The organism is Formosa sp. F44, from assembly GCF_056238645.1.
The window spans coordinates 992,371-1,009,048 of sequence record NZ_JBWDLJ010000001.1; the positions used below are offsets into that span (position 1 = coordinate 992,371).

At 32.6% G+C, this 16,678-nt stretch carries 21 protein-coding genes; 12 read left to right on the plus strand and 9 right to left on the minus strand.

The features are described 5' to 3' along the window. Positions 1 to 75 precede the first annotated feature (75 nt). A complete protein-coding gene (locus AC0UBM_RS04200; RefSeq protein WP_414034383.1) occupies positions 76 to 1,533 on the plus strand; it encodes a TonB-dependent receptor in 1,458 nt (485 codons plus the stop codon). Positions 1,534 to 1,663: 130 nt separating this feature from the next. Here AC0UBM_RS04200 and AC0UBM_RS04205 read toward each other — a convergent pair whose 3' ends face one another. Genes AC0UBM_RS04205 through AC0UBM_RS04215 form a run of 3 tightly spaced genes read right to left on the minus strand, consistent with a single transcriptional unit; the run spans position 1,664 to position 2,898 of the window. Next, complete coding sequence (locus AC0UBM_RS04205; protein WP_475687757.1) at positions 1,664 to 2,113, minus strand: hypothetical protein; 450 nt, start codon at positions 2,111 to 2,113, stop codon at positions 1,664 to 1,666. Between the two features lie 25 nt (positions 2,114 to 2,138). Continuing rightward, positions 2,139 to 2,696, minus strand: coding sequence for a Smr/MutS family protein (locus AC0UBM_RS04210; RefSeq protein WP_475687758.1), 558 nt, complete (start codon positions 2,694 to 2,696; stop codon positions 2,139 to 2,141). Between the two features lies 1 nt (position 2,697). Then, the gene (locus tag AC0UBM_RS04215; RefSeq protein ID WP_414034380.1) at positions 2,698 to 2,898 is read right to left on the minus strand and encodes a hypothetical protein; all 201 of its coding nucleotides are present in this window, start codon (positions 2,896 to 2,898) and stop codon (positions 2,698 to 2,700) included. A gap of 110 nt (positions 2,899 to 3,008) precedes the next feature. Here AC0UBM_RS04215 and AC0UBM_RS04220 point away from each other — a divergent pair, with 110 nt between their 5' ends. Together AC0UBM_RS04220 and AC0UBM_RS04225 are read left to right on the plus strand one after the other, a co-directional pair. Further along, positions 3,009 to 3,305, plus strand: coding sequence for a DUF2752 domain-containing protein (locus AC0UBM_RS04220; protein ID WP_434035928.1), 297 nt, complete (start codon positions 3,009 to 3,011; stop codon positions 3,303 to 3,305). 4 nt (positions 3,306 to 3,309) lie between these two features. Further along, positions 3,310 to 3,633, plus strand: coding sequence for a CCC motif membrane protein (locus tag AC0UBM_RS04225; protein WP_475687759.1), 324 nt, complete (start codon positions 3,310 to 3,312; stop codon positions 3,631 to 3,633). 91 nt (positions 3,634 to 3,724) lie between these two features. On the opposite strand, the gene rocD is transcribed toward AC0UBM_RS04225, so the two are convergent. Beyond that, positions 3,725 to 4,969, minus strand: a complete 1,245-nt coding sequence (gene rocD / locus AC0UBM_RS04230) for an ornithine--oxo-acid transaminase (RefSeq protein ID WP_475687760.1) — start codon at positions 4,967 to 4,969, stop codon at positions 3,725 to 3,727. Positions 4,970 to 5,213: 244 nt separating this feature from the next. On the opposite strand from rocD, the gene rlmD reads away from it, so the two are divergent. From rlmD to AC0UBM_RS04250, 4 genes are all read left to right on the plus strand, one after another. Beyond that, positions 5,214 to 6,623 (plus strand): 23S rRNA (uracil(1939)-C(5))-methyltransferase RlmD, encoded by a 1,410-nt coding sequence (gene rlmD / locus AC0UBM_RS04235; protein WP_475687761.1) that lies wholly within the window; start codon positions 5,214 to 5,216, stop codon positions 6,621 to 6,623. A gap of 7 nt (positions 6,624 to 6,630) precedes the next feature. Then, on the plus strand, positions 6,631 to 7,170 hold the full coding sequence (locus AC0UBM_RS04240; RefSeq protein WP_475687762.1) for a DUF6452 family protein: 540 nt from the start codon (positions 6,631 to 6,633) through the stop codon (positions 7,168 to 7,170). After that, positions 7,142 to 7,891, plus strand: coding sequence for a DUF6048 family protein (locus AC0UBM_RS04245; RefSeq protein ID WP_475687763.1), 750 nt, complete (start codon positions 7,142 to 7,144; stop codon positions 7,889 to 7,891). Before AC0UBM_RS04240 ends, AC0UBM_RS04245 begins: the two co-directional genes overlap by 29 nt. Positions 7,892 to 8,029: 138 nt before the next feature. Next, complete coding sequence (locus tag AC0UBM_RS04250) at positions 8,030 to 8,569, plus strand: lipid-binding SYLF domain-containing protein (protein ID WP_475687764.1); 540 nt, start codon at positions 8,030 to 8,032, stop codon at positions 8,567 to 8,569. Positions 8,570 to 8,605: 36 nt separating this feature from the next. Here AC0UBM_RS04250 and AC0UBM_RS04255 read toward each other — a convergent pair whose 3' ends face one another. After that, positions 8,606 to 9,763 (minus strand): THUMP domain-containing class I SAM-dependent RNA methyltransferase, encoded by a 1,158-nt coding sequence (locus tag AC0UBM_RS04255; protein ID WP_475687765.1) that lies wholly within the window; start codon positions 9,761 to 9,763, stop codon positions 8,606 to 8,608. Between the two features lie 58 nt (positions 9,764 to 9,821). Here AC0UBM_RS04255 and AC0UBM_RS04260 point away from each other — a divergent pair, with 58 nt between their 5' ends. From AC0UBM_RS04260 to AC0UBM_RS04270, 3 genes are read left to right on the plus strand one after another with little or no spacing between them, the layout of a single operon-like run. Continuing rightward, positions 9,822 to 10,553: a class I SAM-dependent methyltransferase gene (locus AC0UBM_RS04260; RefSeq protein WP_414034371.1), complete on the plus strand. Its 732-nt coding sequence runs from the start codon at positions 9,822 to 9,824 to the stop codon at positions 10,551 to 10,553. Further along, positions 10,553 to 11,227 carry a ZIP family metal transporter gene (locus AC0UBM_RS04265; RefSeq protein ID WP_475687766.1) on the plus strand — a complete coding sequence of 225 codons (675 nt, stop codon included), beginning with the start codon at positions 10,553 to 10,555 and terminating at the stop codon, positions 11,225 to 11,227. The genes AC0UBM_RS04260 and AC0UBM_RS04265 overlap by 1 nt, the downstream gene beginning before the upstream one ends. Before the next feature lie 3 nt (positions 11,228 to 11,230). Next, positions 11,231 to 11,662, plus strand: a complete 432-nt coding sequence (locus AC0UBM_RS04270) for a DUF4268 domain-containing protein (RefSeq protein ID WP_475687767.1) — start codon at positions 11,231 to 11,233, stop codon at positions 11,660 to 11,662. 12 nt (positions 11,663 to 11,674) lie between these two features. On the opposite strand, the gene trhA is transcribed toward AC0UBM_RS04270, so the two are convergent. After that, on the minus strand, positions 11,675 to 12,301 hold the full coding sequence (gene trhA, locus AC0UBM_RS04275) for a PAQR family membrane homeostasis protein TrhA (RefSeq protein ID WP_475687768.1): 627 nt from the start codon (positions 12,299 to 12,301) through the stop codon (positions 11,675 to 11,677). Next, positions 12,298 to 13,005 carry a DUF4294 domain-containing protein gene (locus AC0UBM_RS04280; RefSeq protein ID WP_475687769.1) on the minus strand — a complete coding sequence of 236 codons (708 nt, stop codon included), beginning with the start codon at positions 13,003 to 13,005 and terminating at the stop codon, positions 12,298 to 12,300. The genes trhA and AC0UBM_RS04280 overlap by 4 nt, the downstream gene beginning before the upstream one ends. A gap of 101 nt (positions 13,006 to 13,106) precedes the next feature. Between AC0UBM_RS04280 and AC0UBM_RS04285 the strand changes: the two genes are divergently transcribed. Beyond that, positions 13,107 to 14,195: a M42 family metallopeptidase gene (locus AC0UBM_RS04285; RefSeq protein WP_475687770.1), complete on the plus strand. Its 1,089-nt coding sequence runs from the start codon at positions 13,107 to 13,109 to the stop codon at positions 14,193 to 14,195. Positions 14,196 to 14,254: 59 nt separating this feature from the next. Beyond that, positions 14,255 to 14,803 (plus strand): NUDIX hydrolase, encoded by a 549-nt coding sequence (locus AC0UBM_RS04290; protein WP_475687771.1) that lies wholly within the window; start codon positions 14,255 to 14,257, stop codon positions 14,801 to 14,803. Here AC0UBM_RS04290 and AC0UBM_RS04295 read toward each other — a convergent pair. Then, on the minus strand, positions 14,784 to 15,473 hold the full coding sequence (locus AC0UBM_RS04295) for a hypothetical protein (protein ID WP_475687772.1): 690 nt from the start codon (positions 15,471 to 15,473) through the stop codon (positions 14,784 to 14,786). The genes AC0UBM_RS04290 and AC0UBM_RS04295 overlap by 20 nt on opposite strands. Positions 15,474 to 15,670: 197 nt before the next feature. Next, entirely contained in the window at positions 15,671 to 16,654 is a 984-nt protein-coding gene (locus tag AC0UBM_RS04300; RefSeq protein WP_475687773.1) for a helix-turn-helix transcriptional regulator, read from the minus strand. Between the last annotated feature and the right edge of the window lie 24 nt (positions 16,655 to 16,678).

Genomic DNA, 16,678 nt, shown 5'->3' on the forward strand with positions numbered 1-16,678 from the left:
AAAAATATGGTTATTTTTTTGTTAAGTAGGCTATTTTGATATCTTTGTTAAACACATACAAATCTACATTTAAACATGGAAATCACCCTAAAAGGAGACAGAAAAGTTAATGACATACCTTCACTAAAAACGAAAGCACTTCGAATTAATTTAAACGAAAATATTTATGGTACGTTTGCTGAGATTGGTGCAGGACAAGAAACCGTTCGTCATTTCTTTAGGGCTGGTGGTGCTTCAGGAACTATAGCAAAAGCCATGTCTGCTTACGATAAGTCGTTTAGTGATGCTGTTTATGGAGTTGAAAAAGATGGTAGATATGTAACCGAGGCGCGTTTAATGAAAATGCTGGATCATGAAATTCGTTTAATTGAAGAACGAATTACTAGAGATAAGCATCCTAATAAAATGTTCTTTTCGTTTGCGAATACGGTAACAACAATCGATTTTGCAAAACAATTTAAAGGCCACGGTTGGGTGGGTATACGATATCAAGTAGAACCAGACCAAGAATACAACCAAATTTCATTGCACCTTCGATTTAAAGAATCGGATGCCAGACTGCAACAAGAAACCCTTGGTGTTTTAGGAACAAACCTAATTTATGGCGCATTCTATAAATATAATGAGCCTAAAAAATTACTGCGTTATTTATACGATCACTTAGATAAAGATCAGATTGAAATTGATACTATTAATTTCTCTGGACCCATTTTTGAAAATGTAGACAATCGTTTAATGAGTTTGCAATTGGTAAAAAATGGCATGACGGATGCTGTTATGTTTGATCCGGCTGGAAATAACGTTTTACCTGCTCGTATTCTTTATAAGAAAAACATTTTGGCACTTCGTGGTAGTTATAGACCAGTAACGAAAGTGAACATGGACATGTATCATAAGTCGTACGAAATGTTTATTAAAGAGAATAAGGTGGATGAGAATAACACCCAGGTTATTTTTGAAATTACCTTATCTAATTTACGTGCCGAAGGTGAAATTGACGAACAAGATTTCTTAGATCGAGCAAAATTGTTATGTTCTTTAGGGCAAACGGTATTAATATCTAATTTTCAAGAGTATTATAAATTAGTAGAATACTTCTCTCAGTATACTAAGAACCGTATGGGACTAGCTATGGGAGTAAATAATTTAGTCGATATATTCGATGAAAAATATTACCGCCATTTAAGTGGTGGTATCCTGGAAGCTTTCGGAAAATTATTCTTTAAAGATCTTCGTGTTTATCTGTATCCGATGACGGATGAGAACGGACACTTAACAGATAGTGAAAACTTAAAAGTTCACCCACGTATGAAAGAATTGTACAAATTCTTTAAATACAACGGTAAAGTGGTAGATATTGCAGATTACGACCAAACCATCCTTTCTGTGTTTTCTAGAGAGGTGTTACGAATGATTGCGAATAACGAACCAGGATGGGAAACCATGTTACCTGAAGGGGTTTCTAACCTCATAAAACAGAAATGCTTATTTAGTTGTGTGTCTGATGACAGCGTAAAAGAGATTAAAGAATAAATAAAATTATCTTATAAGAAGAAGCGACCATGTTTTAAAATATGGTCGCTTTTTTTATTTAATTTAAGGAAACAATCAACTGAAACAGAAAATATTTACGCAACTGCTTCAAAAATTAAAGGCTGTATTTTTATTTTTTAGATTTAAAAAACTCGATTTCAGATTGAGATAATTTTGATTTGGGTATCGAAATAGCAAAAGGTCTAGCTTCGTTTAATGTTAACCAAATGCGTTCTTTTTTTATTTCTATAACTCTTACCCAATTCCAATCCTTAACTTCAACAGTGTTACTATTATTATGATTTAGCTTAATTTCCTGTTCATTAAACTCTACTATAGCATCAAAATTAATTAACTTACTAAAGCGTTTAGCACTTAAATATTGCAAGGGCCAAAGTAAAATCATAACAGCAACAAAATATATTAGACCAGAACTTATAGGACTTAGCTCGTTTATAGGCAGAGCATATCCCATAATAAGTGTAAATAATAAATATTTCCAAATTGACTTTTTAAGAAAAAAATATGCTTTTGCTCTGAAAATTGTATCAAAGTTAGAAACTAACCTTTGTGTAACCATTATATATTAATTTAAGGAAGTATAATTATTTTACATTCTGAAAAATATAAACTTCGGTAGCGCCAACACCATATTTTTGATAATTAGCATCGTAATACTTCAAGTTATCATAATGATTAAATAGGTATTCTAATTCCATTTTTAACACCCCTTCTCCTACGCCATGAATAAACACGACCTTTTGAATTCTATTTTTCATAGCGAACTCTAACTTATGTTTCGCTGTATCCAATTGTAATGTCAGCATATCGTAGTTCCCCATATTTCGTGTCGATTTGGTGAGATTATGAATGTGTAAATCGACTTCCATCGTGGGTTCAAAACGCTCTTTAGGTTTCACACGCACAGATTTTCTAGGCTTATATTCTTCCTTTTCTGAAATGACATAAGACGTAGGGTTGTTAAATAACAAATCGGATTCCAATTCTTTTTCCGATTTAATTTTAATAAGTTCGTGAGCTTCAAAATTTAAAACAAATCCATCCTCAGTTTCCACAGAAATTGTAGTGCCTTCAGCTTTTAAAACTGTGCCAGATATATCTTCATCTAAAACCGAGATGGTATCTCCTTTCTTAAAGCTCATATTATTCATCTTCTGTATTAATTTCGTCTTCCTTTTCTGTCTTACTCGGTATGGTTTGCGATATTTTAAATGCGCCATATAACAAACTGCATATACCTAAAATTAAGAGATACGTATTTTCGGAATCGTCTACTTTGGCATACATAGCCACAAGAATTCCGAAAACAACTAAGATATAATTTAATGATTGAGACGTTTTCATAATTTGAATTTCGAATTAAAAATCAAAATTACAATTTTTAATAAAGTAGTTTCATTTTCTTACGTATAAAATGCATAATACTATATTTGCAAAGCAAAAATTAAACCTATATGTCTTCTATAGAAGATTACATGTTACCATGTCTTACTAAAAAACTATTTGGCTACGACTGCTTGGGTTGCGGACTACAACGTTCTATATCCTTAATTTTTAATGGTGAATTAATAGAAGCGTTTAAAATGTATCCAGCCATTTATACGCTAATAATTTTAGCTGTATTTATAATGGTTAATATTTTTAGAACTTTTAAGCATCAAGAAGCTATAAAAAAATGGCTATTTATTATTAATATTGTTATTATTATAACCAGTTATTTTATAAAACTATCAACTACTAACCTTAATTAATACTATGGAAAGAATTTATTTAAAAACCACAGCAATATATGTACTTGCCGGATTAGGTCTTTTATGCTGTTGCTTTGGTGGTTTAGGTGTTATCCCTGCTGGAATCGCATTTTACTTGGCACACACCAAATTAAAAGAAGTTGCACTTTATCCTGAGAATTACGACAACGTAAAAGGTATGAGTGACGCCAAAACGGTAGCATTAATTATTTTAATTATATGCGCCTTAAATTTGTTATATACCATTTACGCCGTCTCTACAGCAGATTGGGAAATAGTAATTGAGCAAATTCAAGACATTATGAATGAGAATCGGTATGAGGTTTAAATAATCGAAAAAAACTAAAAGTTCTAGACATAAAAAAAAGCGATTCTTTTATTTAAAGAATCGCTTTTTTGATTTTATGTCTCAAAAAGAATTATTTCTCAAATTGCTTCAACGTCTTTATAATAATAGACACACAATCTAACAATTGTTCTTCATTTATTACCAAAGGTGGAGCAAATCGGATAATGTTTCCATGTGTTGGTTTTGCTAATAAACCGTTATCACGAAGTGCTAAACAAATATTCCAAGCAGTATCACTGTCTTCATCTTCATCTATTACAATAGCATTTAATAATCCTTTTCCTCTTACTAAATTGGCAATAGAACTTGTCTCTATATATTTATCTAATTCACTTCTAAAAAGTTTTCCCAAAGTTTCAGCATTTTCAGCTAAATTTTCGTCTTTTACAACATTTAAAGCGGCAATAGCAACAGCTGCCGCAATTGGATTCCCTCCAAAGGTACTACCGTGGTTTCCTGGTTTAATAACATCCATAACGGCATTATCTGCTAGAACAGCACTTACAGGATACGCTCCTCCACTTAATGCTTTACCTAAGATTAATAAATCTGGTTTTACATTTTCATGATTTACGGCTAACAATTGTCCAGTTCGGGCAATACCAGTTTGCACTTCGTCTGCAATAAATAATACATTGTATTTTTCGCACAACGCCTTAGCTTTCGATAAATAACCTTCGCTTGGCACGTAAACTCCCGCTTCTCCTTGAATAGGTTCTACTAAGAAACCTGCAACATTGGGATTGTTTTTTAAAGCAGCTTCTAACTCCTTTAAATTGTCGTATTCAATTTTTATAAATCCATTGGTAAATGGACCAAAATTATTACGAGCTATAGGATCATTAGAAAACGAGATGATAGTAGTTGTACGTCCGTGAAAGTTATTTTCACACACAATTATTTCTGCTTCATTTTCTTCAACACCTTTAACTTCGTATGCCCACTTTCTACACAATTTAAGCGCTGTTTCTACGGCTTCCGCTCCTGTGTTCATTGGTAGTAGTTTTTCGAAACCAAAATATTCGCATGCAAATTTTTCGTATTTCCCCAACATGTCGTTGTGGAATGCGCGAGACGTTAATGTTAATTGTTGTGCTTGCTCCATCATAGCTCCAACAATTTTGGGATGACAATGTCCCTGGTTTACTGCAGAATAAGCAGATAAAAAGTCGTAATATTTTTTTCCTTCAACATCCCAAACAAAAACACCTTCTCCCTTAGTTAAAACCACAGGAAGTGGATGGTAATTGTGTGCACCATATTTATTTTCTAGGTCTATTGCTTGTTGTGAAGTTAATGGGTTTAAAACAGCCATTTTAATATATTTTAAATTGATACTTAGCTATTCCTACCTTGTCTCTAATTATATATGAATTTTGAGATGGAGAGAAATCATCCATAAAACTGTTTGCAAATTACTAAATATTAAAAGCGGATTGAAATAAATAGTTAGATTTTTAAAATCAATCTAGATTATATTCATTTTAAATCTTATTCCTTTTCTAAAAAATATGTGAAGACATACAAAACAAAAGCTAAAAACACCTTATTTTTGCCCCATGTCTAGAAGAAATAGAAAACAAGTTTTTACAAATATAGAAGTCCTTGATGCAGGAGCAAAAGGGAAAACCATCGCAAAATCTCCAGAAGGAGCAGTTATATTCTTGCCAAATGCAGTACCTGGCGATGTCGTAGATATTCAAACCTATAAAAAGCGTAAGGCTTATTATGAAGGTAAAGCAACCGTTTATCATAAATTGTCTGATAAACGCACCACACCAGAATGCGAACATTTTGGCGTTTGTGGTGGTTGTAAATGGCAAGACATGGATTATAAATGGCAATTGCATTACAAACAGAAAGAAACTGAAAACAACTTACGCCGTTTAGGTCATATTGAATTGCCTGAGGTGACTCCTATTCTAGGATCGGCCGAACAGTATTTTTACAGAAACAAAATGGAATTTTCATTTAGTGATAGCCGTTGGTTAACGTTAGAAGAAATTCAGTCGGATATAAATTTAGAAGATAAAAATGCATTAGGATTTCATATTCCAGGAATGTGGGATAAGATTTTAGATATTAATAAGTGTCATTTACAAGCAGATCCTTCTAATGCTATTCGAAATTCAGTACGTGCTTTCGCTGTAGAAAATGATTTAGAATTCTTTAATACTAGAAATCAAACAGGATTGTTACGTACCTTAATGATACGTACTGCATCTACAGGAGAATTAATGGTGTTAATTCAATTCTTTAAAGAAGACAAAGAAAAGCGTGAATTATTACTAAATTACCTTGCTGAAACATTCCCGGAAATCACGTCTTTACTTTATGTAATTAATACAAAAGCGAACGATACCATTTACGATCAGGACATTATATGCTTTAATGGTCGTGACCATATCTTCGAAGAAATGGAGGGCTTAAAGTTTAAGATTAATGCTAAATCATTCTACCAAACCAACTCCGATCAAGCGTTCGAATTATATAAATTAACTCGGGATTTCGCAGGATTAACAGGAGAAGAATTGGTTTACGATTTGTATACCGGTACAGGTACAATAGCTCAATTTATTGCTAAAAATGCTAAAAAAGTAGTTGGTGTAGAAGCTGTACCAGATGCTATTATGGCGGCTAAAGAAAATGCAAAGGCTAATAAAATAGATAATGTAGATTTTTATGTTGGTGATATGAAAAATGTATTCAATGACCAATTTATCAAAACTCATGGGCACCCAGATGTTATAATAACAGATCCGCCACGTGATGGAATGCATAAAGATGTGGTGCAAATGTTATTAAATGTATCGCCAGAAAAAATTGTATACGTAAGTTGTAATAGCGCAACCCAAGCTAGAGATTTAGCGTTAATGGATGCCGTTTATAAGGTAACTAGAATACAAGCTGTAGATATGTTCCCACAAACACATCACGTAGAAAACATAGTACTTTTAGAAAAAAGATAGATCATTTATGAAATATTCATTTGTCATTATTCTTTTAGTCGCACTGAGTTTCTTTGGGTGTGAAAAAGACGATATTTGCTCTAACGACACGCCCACAACGCCAAGTTTAATTATTCGGTTTTACGACGTAACAAATCCTAATATCGATGTTTTAAATAGCGTAACTAATTTAAGAGTTCAAGGTATTGGCAACGACGATGTACTCCCTGGTTACGATGTTGTAGCTACCGATTCTATTGCGGTGCCTTTAAAAACCACAGAAAACGTTACTCAGTATTCTTTATATAAAGAATATGTTTATGATGATAACGATACACCAGATGATGATTCTGACGATACCATAACAGGTAATGAAGATGTTATTACCATAACATACGACATGGAAGAAGTTTATGTGTCTCGTGCCTGTGGGTACAAAACAGTATATAGAAATGTGAGTATAAATCTAGTGGAAGACGACGAAAATTGGATTGAATTAATACGCTCAGTAAACGATAACCAATCTGTAGAGGATGAAAATGAAGTACAATTTAAATTATATCATTAAAACACTTTTTATATCACTTTGTTTTAGTGGAACGCTTTTCGCTCAAACAGAAATGCCTTTAGTTTCAACTTCAGATACCATAGTAGCTGTAGTTCAAGATTCTACTGCAATTAAAGAAAAATACGGTTTACGTGTGGGTATCGAATTAAGTAAGTTATTACGAACTGCTCTGGAAGATGATTATGAAGGTTTTGAAGTGGTTGGAGATTATAGATTAACTAAATTTATTTACGTCGCTGGAGAATTTGGTGCAGAAAACATCACCGAGTACAACGATTTTTATAATGCAACAACTAAAGGATCTTATTTTAAAGTCGGAGTAGATTATAATGCCTACCGTAATTGGTTAGACATGGAAAACATGATTTATGGCGGATTTAGAATTGGTGCAAGTACATTTAGTCAGACCCTGAATAGTTACTCTATTTATTCTGAAAATCAATATTGGACACCACAATTTTCATCGACAGATATTAAAGATTACGACGGGTTAAACGCCTTGTGGGCAGAACTAATTGTAGGACTTAAAGTAGAAGTCGCTAACAATTTATATTTAGGAGCTCATATAGAATTTAAAGGATTACTGGCACAAAGTGAACCTGATAATTTCGAGAATCTCTATATCCCTGGATTTTATAAAACTTATGATAGCATCGGACTTGGCTTTGGGTACGGCTACTCTATTTCGTATTTAATTCCGCTTTACAAAAAAGACAAATAGACTGTTTTACAATCACTTAACTTACAACACTTTTTGTATACGAGTTAAAACAACAGTGGATTGCACAAAAAACGTAATTAAATTATACTTAACTTTCAAGTACAATTAATTATAAAAACAATCTAAAAGAATTAAATCATGAACAACTTAAAAAAATTAGTAATGGTATTCACTATTGGGCTTATGGCATGTACTGTAAGCGCACAAAGTGATAAGGATCAGGAAATTATTAAAGATGCAGAAATGGCCAAACAAACCTTATTGGATGGTAACGAAGCATTAAAAGATTTCTTTAATAAAGCTGCCGGATACGTTATTTTTCCTAATGTAGGTAAAGGTGGATTTATTGTTGGTGGTGCTTCTGGTAATGGAGTCGTTTACGAAAAAGGTGGTGCTAAGGTAGGAATGGCGAGTCTTAAAAAAATAAATATCGGACTTCAAGCTGGAGGAGAAGCTATTATTGAAGTTATTTTCTTTGAAACCAATACCGAATTAGACGAATTTAAAAAAGGTAAATTTAAGTTTGATGCTGGTGCTTCAGCAACGGCAATCAAGTCTGGAGAATCTTTTAACGCAAAATATTCTGAAGGTGTAGCCGTATTTACACAAACTAAAGGTGGATTAATGGCAGATGCTTCTGTTGGAGGTCAAAAATTTAAATTTAAACCATTTAAATAATTGTATTTTCAATTTTGATAAAAAAAAGCAAGTGTTTTACACTTGCTTTTTTGCTTTCTTACTACCTTCATACATCACATATTTTACAAAACGTGACTCTAATTTGGCATTAAAAAGTTTTATTTTTCTTGATGGTCTTAATCCCACACACTTTAATGCTTCTAAGTTAGATGTAATTAACCAAGCATCTGTTCCAGGATAATTCTGCTTTAACGTATCCCCTATACTTCCGTAAAATTCTTCCATTTCAATATTTAATCGTTCACCATAAGGCGGATTAAATAACATGTGTAATTTCTCACTTCCAGATTTTCTAGTTTTAAAGAAATCTTCATGCTTTACAGAAACAAATTCTTCTAAATGTGCATTTTTCACATTTTCTAAAGCTTTAGTCACAGCCGAAGGTGATTTATCGTAACCCATTATTTTATGATGGAAATCACGCGTTTTAGATAACAACGACGTTTCTATCTTTTCAAACAACTCAACATCCCAATCTTCCCAACGCTCAAAAGCAAATTCCTTACGCATTAAATTTGGCGGAATATTACATGCAATCATTGCGGCTTCAACTAAAATAGTTCCAGAACCACACATCGGATCCATAAAATCACTTTGTCCGTCCCAACCAGAATGCATAATTAATCCAGCTGCTAAAACCTCGTTTATAGGTGCAATGTTAGTAGCCGTTTTGTAACCACGTTTATGTAAAGAATCCCCAGAACTATCTAAAGAAATGGTGCATTTTTGTCTATCAATATGGATATTAACCTTTAAATCTGGAAATTTCAAGTCTACATTAGGCCTTGTACCCGTAGTATTTCTAAATTTATCAACTATGGCATCTTTAGTTTTCTGTGCAATATATAATGAATGCGTAAACACATCAGAGTTAACTGTGGCATCTATAGCTAGTGTCCCTGTTGGTTTTAGATAGTCTTCCCATTGCATTTTATAGACATTATCGTAAATATCTTGCTCGGTAACTACTCGAAAGCTTCGTATAGGTTTTAATATCTTTATAGCTGTTCTTAACCCTAAATTAGCTTTGTACATAAAGCCTTTATCCCCAACAAAACTCACGTTTCTTACACCCATTTCAACATCAAGTGCGCCTAACTGAGTTAATTCTTTTGCTAATAATTCTTCAAAGCCAAATAAGGTCTTGGCAACCATTTTAAAATTATTCTCCATTATTTACTTTAAATAGATTACAAAAATACAGTATTTTTGCACCCTACATAGTTTAGAAATGATAAAAGATAAAACAACTTGGTATGTATCGTGGTTTGACAGCCCTTTTTACCACATATTATACAAAAATAGAGACGACCGTGAAGCGCAAATATTCATGGATAATCTTACACAATATTTAAATATTGAAGAGCAAGGTAAAATTCTCGATTTAGCATGTGGAAAAGGACGTCACTCTGTGTATTTAAATTCTTTAGGATATCATGTTACAGGTGCAGATTTATCTGAAAATAGTATTAAATACGCCAAACAATTTGAAAATGACACCTTAAAGTTTGAAGTTCACGATATGTGTAAACCATTTCCTGAAACTTTTGATGCTGTCTTTAATCTATTTACCAGCTTTGGATATTTCGATAAAGACGAAGATAATTTAAACACGATAAAAGCTATTAAAAGTGATTTGAACGAATACGGCATTGGAGTTATCGATTTTATGAATTCCGACCATGTTATTGCAAATTTGGTTCCTGAAGACACTAAAACTGTAGACGGCATTACGTTTCATTTAAAACGCTATGTTGAAGATAACCATATTATTAAAGACATCTCTTTTACTTTTGAAGGTGAAGATTACAACTATCAGGAACGCGTAAGAGCTTTTACATTAAAAGATTTTGAAACACTTTTTGAAGCTGCAGGCGTTCACTTATTAGAAGTTTTTGGAAATTATAAATTACAGAAATTTGATGCTAAAACATCAGATAGATTAGTTATGCTTATTAAATAATGAACTCGTATCTACTTCCTTTTGTTGCCGTAATCTTGGGTGTTGGTTTAGCTTATTTGGGTAAATCTAAGCAAATCATAAACACTAAGTTGCTACTGTCGTTTAGTGGTGCGTTTTTATTAGCATTAACTTTGTTCGAGCTCCTTCCCGAGGTCTATCATCATTTACCAGCACGACAAACCGGGCTGTTTATTATGATTGGAATCTTGTTACAAATTATATTGGAATTCTTCTCTAAAGGTGCAGAACACGGACATGTACACATACATAAACATGACACCACATTTCCTTGGTTATTATTTGTTAGTTTATGTATTCATAGCTTTTTAGAAGGCTTTCCAATCCATCATCACAACGATATGGTATATGGGGTATTAATTCATAAAATCCCAATCGCGGCCTTAATTACAACGTTTTTAATTCAGTCTTATTATAGCAAGATTCAAACCTTTGGTTTCCTTTTATTTTTCGCTGTAATGACGCCTATTGGGACGTTTATTTCTAACCATGTAAGTTTAGTAGAAGACTATATATATTTTATTAATGCCCTTGTTATCGGGATATTTTTCCATATTTCGACAACCATTTTATTTGAAAGTAACGAGGACCATAAATTTAATTTAACCAAACTCATTTCAATATTCGCGGGAGTTGCAGCCGCTTATGCCATATAATTTATGTTTAGCAAAGAAGAATCTAGAGAATTAAGAGAATTATTTTGGACCAGTTTTGGAAAGTCTTTTCCAAGAAAATGGATACTTTATGATACCAAAATAAAAGGGTTTAGTTTTAAATTTCATTTCGATACTAAATCGGCTTTTGTGACTTTAGACGTTGAACACGATTTAGAAAATAGAATTAAACATTGGGAAAAATTAGAATCTTTAAAGTCTATTTTAAGAGATGATTATTTACCTGAAGCTATTTTTGAAGAAGAATTTTTACTTGATAACGGCAAGGAGATTTCAAGAATTTATGTACCGTTAGATCAAAAAGTATCTATTCATAATAAAAACACCTGGCAAGAGGTTATGGTGTTTTTTAATGAAAACATGTCTAAATTCGAATCGTTTTTCGAGGATTACTCAGATATCTTAAAAGACGATTAACGTCCATTACCATTATATTACATATAAAAAAATCATTAAAAAATGACTGATGGCGCCTGCTAATACAAAAAGATGCCAAATTACGTGGTTATAAGGAATCTTTTCAATCGCGTAGAAAATGATTCCCACAGTATAAAATAATCCTCCGGCAAACAATAAATACACACCATTTTCTCCTATCACTTTTGCTAAGTTAGAAAAATCGAAAACAATAAGCCAGCCCATTACTAAATATAAAAGTGTAGAAAACACTTCAAACTTACCTGTAAAAAAAAGTTTTAATAACAATCCAAATCCTGCAATACCCCAAACAACTAAAAACAAGGTCCAGCCTAAACTCTGTTCTAAAGAGATTAGTAATACAGGCGAATATGTACCCGCAATTAAAAGATAAATACTAATGTGGTCGGCAATTCTTAAATAGTACTTTTTATTTTCATTAGAAACATAGTGATATAAAGCCGAAGCTGAAAATAAAACGATTAGTGATATGCCATAAACCACTACACTAAATAAGGTCCACCCCGTTTTCTGTTCGTTATAATAAATTAACAATGCCAAACCTAAAACTCCTAAAACCGCACCAATAGCATGTGTAATGGTGTTTAGTTTTTCTTCGAAGGGCGATTGAATTTTCATTTTTTAGAAGGATTAACAGGTTTTAATGGCACAGTAACTAAACGTTTGCTCCATTTTTTTTCTGCTTCATAAAAATCGAAATCTAAAACTGAATTCTGACGTTCTAAACGCTGATTCTGAAAATTTCGCTCCAAGATATCTTCAATAAAATAATCTTCCTTAGAGTTCATGGGATCAAATTCTTCTTTTAAAGATATATCGAATATGCTCGCTGTGCTATTAAACCAAAATGCACGCCAGCCACTTCTTAAATCTTTTATTAAATCGAAGGCAGTTGTTCCGGTTTGTCTGTGAATAAGTTTAACCAATATCTGACCTTCGGTACGTGTCATTTTCTTTAATTCTGCCGAAAATTCATCCTCTAAATATCTTTGTACTTGCTTGGTGTAACGTTTTTTATCGCGATTTTCACCTAATTTCTCTAACCTTATAGTGAGTTCTTGTAAACGATCGGCAGCCATTTTAGCATACGGATAAACTTTAAGGGTTTTTCTACGAAGAATAAGGTATTGAATATGTTCCTTTTTATCGACAAAATCGATTTTATTCAGAATCATAACTTCATCTAAATCAATGCTTTTTCGTGGCACAGAATCTCCTTCGATAATAATATAGGTATCCTGAATACTATCCTGACTAATCTCATAAACCTGAGACCACGCAAAACAAGGAAAACATAATAAAAAGAATAGGAAAATTTTCATATAAATCTTGAAGCCAAAAACTATTCCAAAATTAATAAATTACACCTCTTTAACCCCTAAAATCATATTAATATTATTATTTTTATACAAAATTATTACAAATGGCAAACAAGAGTATATTAAATAAAAAATCTCTAGATTTTTTAGAAACATATTTAAATAATGCAGCACCTACTGGTTACGAATGGACTGGGCAAAAGCTGTGGATGGATTATTTAAAACCTTATGTAGACGAATTCATAACAGATACTTATGGAACCGCTGTAGGTGTGATAAACCCTGATGCCCCGTACAAAGTTGTGATTGAAGGACACGCAGACGAAATTTCTTGGTATGTGAATTATATTTCTGATGAAGGTTTTATTTATGTTGTAAGAAACGGAGGAAGTGATCATCAAATTGCGCCAAGTAAATTGGTTAATATTCATACTAAGAAAGGCATTGTAAAAGGTGTTTTTGGATGGCCGGCTATTCATACAAGAGATAAATCTAAAGAAGAGACACCTAAACCAGACAACATTACAATTGATGTTGGAGCAAAAACTAAAAAAGAAGTCGAAGATATGGGTGTTCATGTGGGTTGTGTAATTACATATCCAGATGAATTTCATATTTTAAATGGTGATAAATTTGTATGTCGCGCTCTAGATAACAGAATGGGTGGCTTTATGATTGCAGAAGTGGCGCGTTTACTTCATGAAAACAAGAATAAGTTACCGTTTGGACTGTACATTACGAACTCGGTACAAGAAGAAATTGGACTTCGTGGTGCAGAAATGATTACTCAAACCATTAAACCTAATGTTGCTATTGTTACCGATGTGACTCACGATACAACAACGCCAATGATTGACAGAAAAAAAGAAGGTCATTTAGAGTTAGGTCTTGGTCCTGTGGTCGCTTATGCTCCTGCCGTACAACAAAAATTAAGAGATTTAATTACAGACACAGCAGAAACTAACAAAATTCCTTTTCAGCGCTCTGCATTATCTAGAGCCACAGGAACAGATACCGATGCTTTTGCTTACAGTAATGGAGGTGTTGCCTCTGCCCTAATCTCCTTACCACTGCGATATATGCATACCACAGTAGAGATGGTACACCGTGAAGATGTTGAGCATGTTATAAAATTAATTTATGAGACGCTTTTAAATATAGAAGACGGAGAAACATTTAGTTATTTTAAATAGATATTTACCCAATTCCCGCTATAAACTTGGCGGGAATATTTTTTATACACCATATCCACATGGACGAACTTATAGATATTGTTAATATAGATGGCTCTTATACGGGAAAAACGGCATTAAAGTCCGAAATACATAATAAAGGCTATTATCATAATACAGCTCACATATGGCTATATACTAGTAGTGGTGAGATCTTGTTAGCACAACGTAGTTATAGAAAAGCAATATGCCCAGGCATGTGGGATGTTTCGGTAGCTGGTCATGTAGATGCAGGAGAAACGATAGAAGAAGCAGGCATTCGAGAAACTTTGGAAGAACTCAATTTAACTTTAACCGCAACTGATTTGAAAAAGATTGGGGTATTTAAATGTTTTCAAAGTTACGATTCTGGAATCCAAGACAATGAGTTTCACCATACATATATCGCTGTATTAAGAGAACCTTTACAGAACTTAACACCACAACCCGAAGAAGTTGAAGCACTTCAACTAGTATCTATAGAAACGTTTAAATCACACTTAGCTAATAGTGAAACTAATGATTATTTTGTACCGTCTAATAGGGTTTATTACGAACAAGTTTTAAGTGCTATTCAAGAAAATGTATAAATCCACTTAATTCTTTCGACAGTTTAAATTCGTTTTTTGAATTTGAATTTAAAATTGGAGCTCTACCAGAAACCATTTCACTTAACCGGTCGTTTTTCAAGACTATAAAATCTTCTAAATTATCTTTAATCATTTGATTTTTCAAACCAAACCACACACAAATACAAGTTGTTAATATAATATCTAGTACAAAAAACTTCCCTTTTGTACCTAAAACAATGATACCCATAATTACCCAAATGCACCCCATAACAGCAATTTCTTTAGAAAACTCTGCTATACTTTCTGATGTAATAATACTAATAAGCTTATTTATATCGCTTTGAGAATGCTCTAAATTAAATTTCCTATTCACTTTTTTAAGTTCGTATTTAGAATAGGTGGCATGATTAAAATATTTCTTAACTCTTGGCTCCCAACGCTTACTTCTTTCTGTATCAGATTGCCAAAATTTTGAGGCTTCTTCTACAACTCTAACGAAACTAATTTCTTTACTAATAAATTGAATACTTTGTTCTGAAATATATTGTTGATCTATTAAAATAGGCCTAAAAGGCACTTTATCCTGTGACTGTACTTTTGTAGTATTAGTATGCTCTAAGAAAACTGGGCTAGCTAAAGTAATATTGGCGCACAACATGCAGACAACACATAGTAGGATATGTTTCATTTTTAGGAGGATTTGGCTGGTTTAATAGCAATTCAATACTATTTTGATTATCAACTTAGTATCAATTAATTATTATACTTCAAATATAAGAGCGAAACGGACAAAATATGTCTATTTAAATATTAATGCAAGATAAAGACTGATTTTGTAATAAATTATAATACTTAAATCACGGCATGCATACAAATTAAGCGCAATTATTCATAATACGCAGACATCTGGCTTAATAACAGCTTCATATCGGCTACAACTTGAGATGGAGAAACAATTTTTACCCAACGGTTGTATTTTAAAATTTCCATAAAAAACTCATAGGAAGGTTCTACAAATATTTTAATCTCTCCCCAAATCCGTTCGTTATTGTAATCTAAATATTCAGTGTCTACATCTATTGGTCGTGAAGTTATAATCTGAGAGTGATGTAAGGGATTGTTTTCAACATATTTAAAGTGATGATTCGCTACTTTTATATGAATCCAGACCGCTTGTAAATCCGTTTTTAAAATTCCTATCGAATTCTTAAAATACTCGGCTTCGTTAAATCCAACCGGATCTTTACAAACTCTATTGGTTATAAATAAACTACTAATTCTACTATCTAAGCACATCGAGTAAATACCTACTTCAGAATTATGAGCTATTAAATACCAGGCGTTATTTATTTCTTTAATATGTAGTGGCTGAAAAACATTTTTTACTTTCTGAAATCTGTTATCATCATACCAACCCTGATAATCTATCTCTATCAGACACTTACATTCTATGGCATTAATTAGCGCAACCATGTCCACATACGCACTTAAAGACGTTCTCGATATACTCACAAATTGCTTCCAAGCATGGGCATGATGATGTAATAAATAAAGTTCTGTTTTTTCAAACACTTCTTTAAGCTTATCCGACATAATAAAATCCTGCTCGAGAATATAATACCCATGATTACGTTTAAGCCTAATATCTATATGGTGAAAAGATTTAATATCTTCTAAATCCCTTTTGATTGTTTTTTTACTATTCGATTCAAGTTTTTCGTAGAGCCTATCTTCATAATTTTTTTCTACAATAGAATCCAATGCACCTTTTAATTCTTCGTATGTTACATAAGGTTTCGAAAGACCATACAATTCTGGATTTTTAATAATACGTAAAACATAGTAGCGTCGAAGGAATTCTGAAGTCATAAAGGAGGTTTATTGTTTTGCAAA

Bases quoted from the DNA above. Each gene is read 5' to 3' on its own strand.
- AC0UBM_RS04220 (WP_434035928.1), top strand. From the start codon at position 3,009: ATGTCTTCTATAGAAGATTACATGTTACCATGTCTTACTAAAAAACTA.
- AC0UBM_RS04205 (WP_475687757.1), bottom strand. From the start codon at position 2,113: ATGGTTACACAAAGGTTAGTTTCTAACTTTGATACAATTTTCAGAGCA.
- trhA (WP_475687768.1), bottom strand. From the start codon at position 12,301: ATGAAAATTCAATCGCCCTTCGAAGAAAAACTAAACACCATTACACAT.
- AC0UBM_RS04215 (WP_414034380.1), bottom strand. From the start codon at position 2,898: ATGAAAACGTCTCAATCATTAAATTATATCTTAGTTGTTTTCGGAATT.
- AC0UBM_RS04255 (WP_475687765.1), bottom strand. From the start codon at position 9,763: ATGGAGAATAATTTTAAAATGGTTGCCAAGACCTTATTTGGCTTTGAA.
- AC0UBM_RS04290 (WP_475687771.1), top strand. From the start codon at position 14,255: ATGGACGAACTTATAGATATTGTTAATATAGATGGCTCTTATACGGGA.
- AC0UBM_RS04265 (WP_475687766.1), top strand. From the start codon at position 10,553: ATGAACTCGTATCTACTTCCTTTTGTTGCCGTAATCTTGGGTGTTGGT.
- AC0UBM_RS04250 (WP_475687764.1), top strand. From the start codon at position 8,030: ATGAACAACTTAAAAAAATTAGTAATGGTATTCACTATTGGGCTTATG.
- AC0UBM_RS04285 (WP_475687770.1), top strand. From the start codon at position 13,107: ATGGCAAACAAGAGTATATTAAATAAAAAATCTCTAGATTTTTTAGAA.
- AC0UBM_RS04300 (WP_475687773.1), bottom strand. From the start codon at position 16,654: ATGACTTCAGAATTCCTTCGACGCTACTATGTTTTACGTATTATTAAA.
- AC0UBM_RS04270 (WP_475687767.1), top strand. From the start codon at position 11,231: ATGTTTAGCAAAGAAGAATCTAGAGAATTAAGAGAATTATTTTGGACC.
- AC0UBM_RS04225 (WP_475687759.1), top strand. From the start codon at position 3,310: ATGGAAAGAATTTATTTAAAAACCACAGCAATATATGTACTTGCCGGA.
- AC0UBM_RS04200 (WP_414034383.1), top strand. From the start codon at position 76: ATGGAAATCACCCTAAAAGGAGACAGAAAAGTTAATGACATACCTTCA.
- AC0UBM_RS04295 (WP_475687772.1), bottom strand. From the start codon at position 15,473: ATGAAACATATCCTACTATGTGTTGTCTGCATGTTGTGCGCCAATATT.
- rocD (WP_475687760.1), bottom strand. From the start codon at position 4,969: ATGGCTGTTTTAAACCCATTAACTTCACAACAAGCAATAGACCTAGAA.
- AC0UBM_RS04210 (WP_475687758.1), bottom strand. From the start codon at position 2,696: ATGAGCTTTAAGAAAGGAGATACCATCTCGGTTTTAGATGAAGATATA.
- AC0UBM_RS04280 (WP_475687769.1), bottom strand. From the start codon at position 13,005: ATGAAAATTTTCCTATTCTTTTTATTATGTTTTCCTTGTTTTGCGTGG.
- AC0UBM_RS04245 (WP_475687763.1), top strand. From the start codon at position 7,142: ATGAAGTACAATTTAAATTATATCATTAAAACACTTTTTATATCACTT.
- rlmD (WP_475687761.1), top strand. From the start codon at position 5,214: ATGTCTAGAAGAAATAGAAAACAAGTTTTTACAAATATAGAAGTCCTT.
- AC0UBM_RS04240 (WP_475687762.1), top strand. From the start codon at position 6,631: ATGAAATATTCATTTGTCATTATTCTTTTAGTCGCACTGAGTTTCTTT.
- AC0UBM_RS04260 (WP_414034371.1), top strand. From the start codon at position 9,822: ATGATAAAAGATAAAACAACTTGGTATGTATCGTGGTTTGACAGCCCT.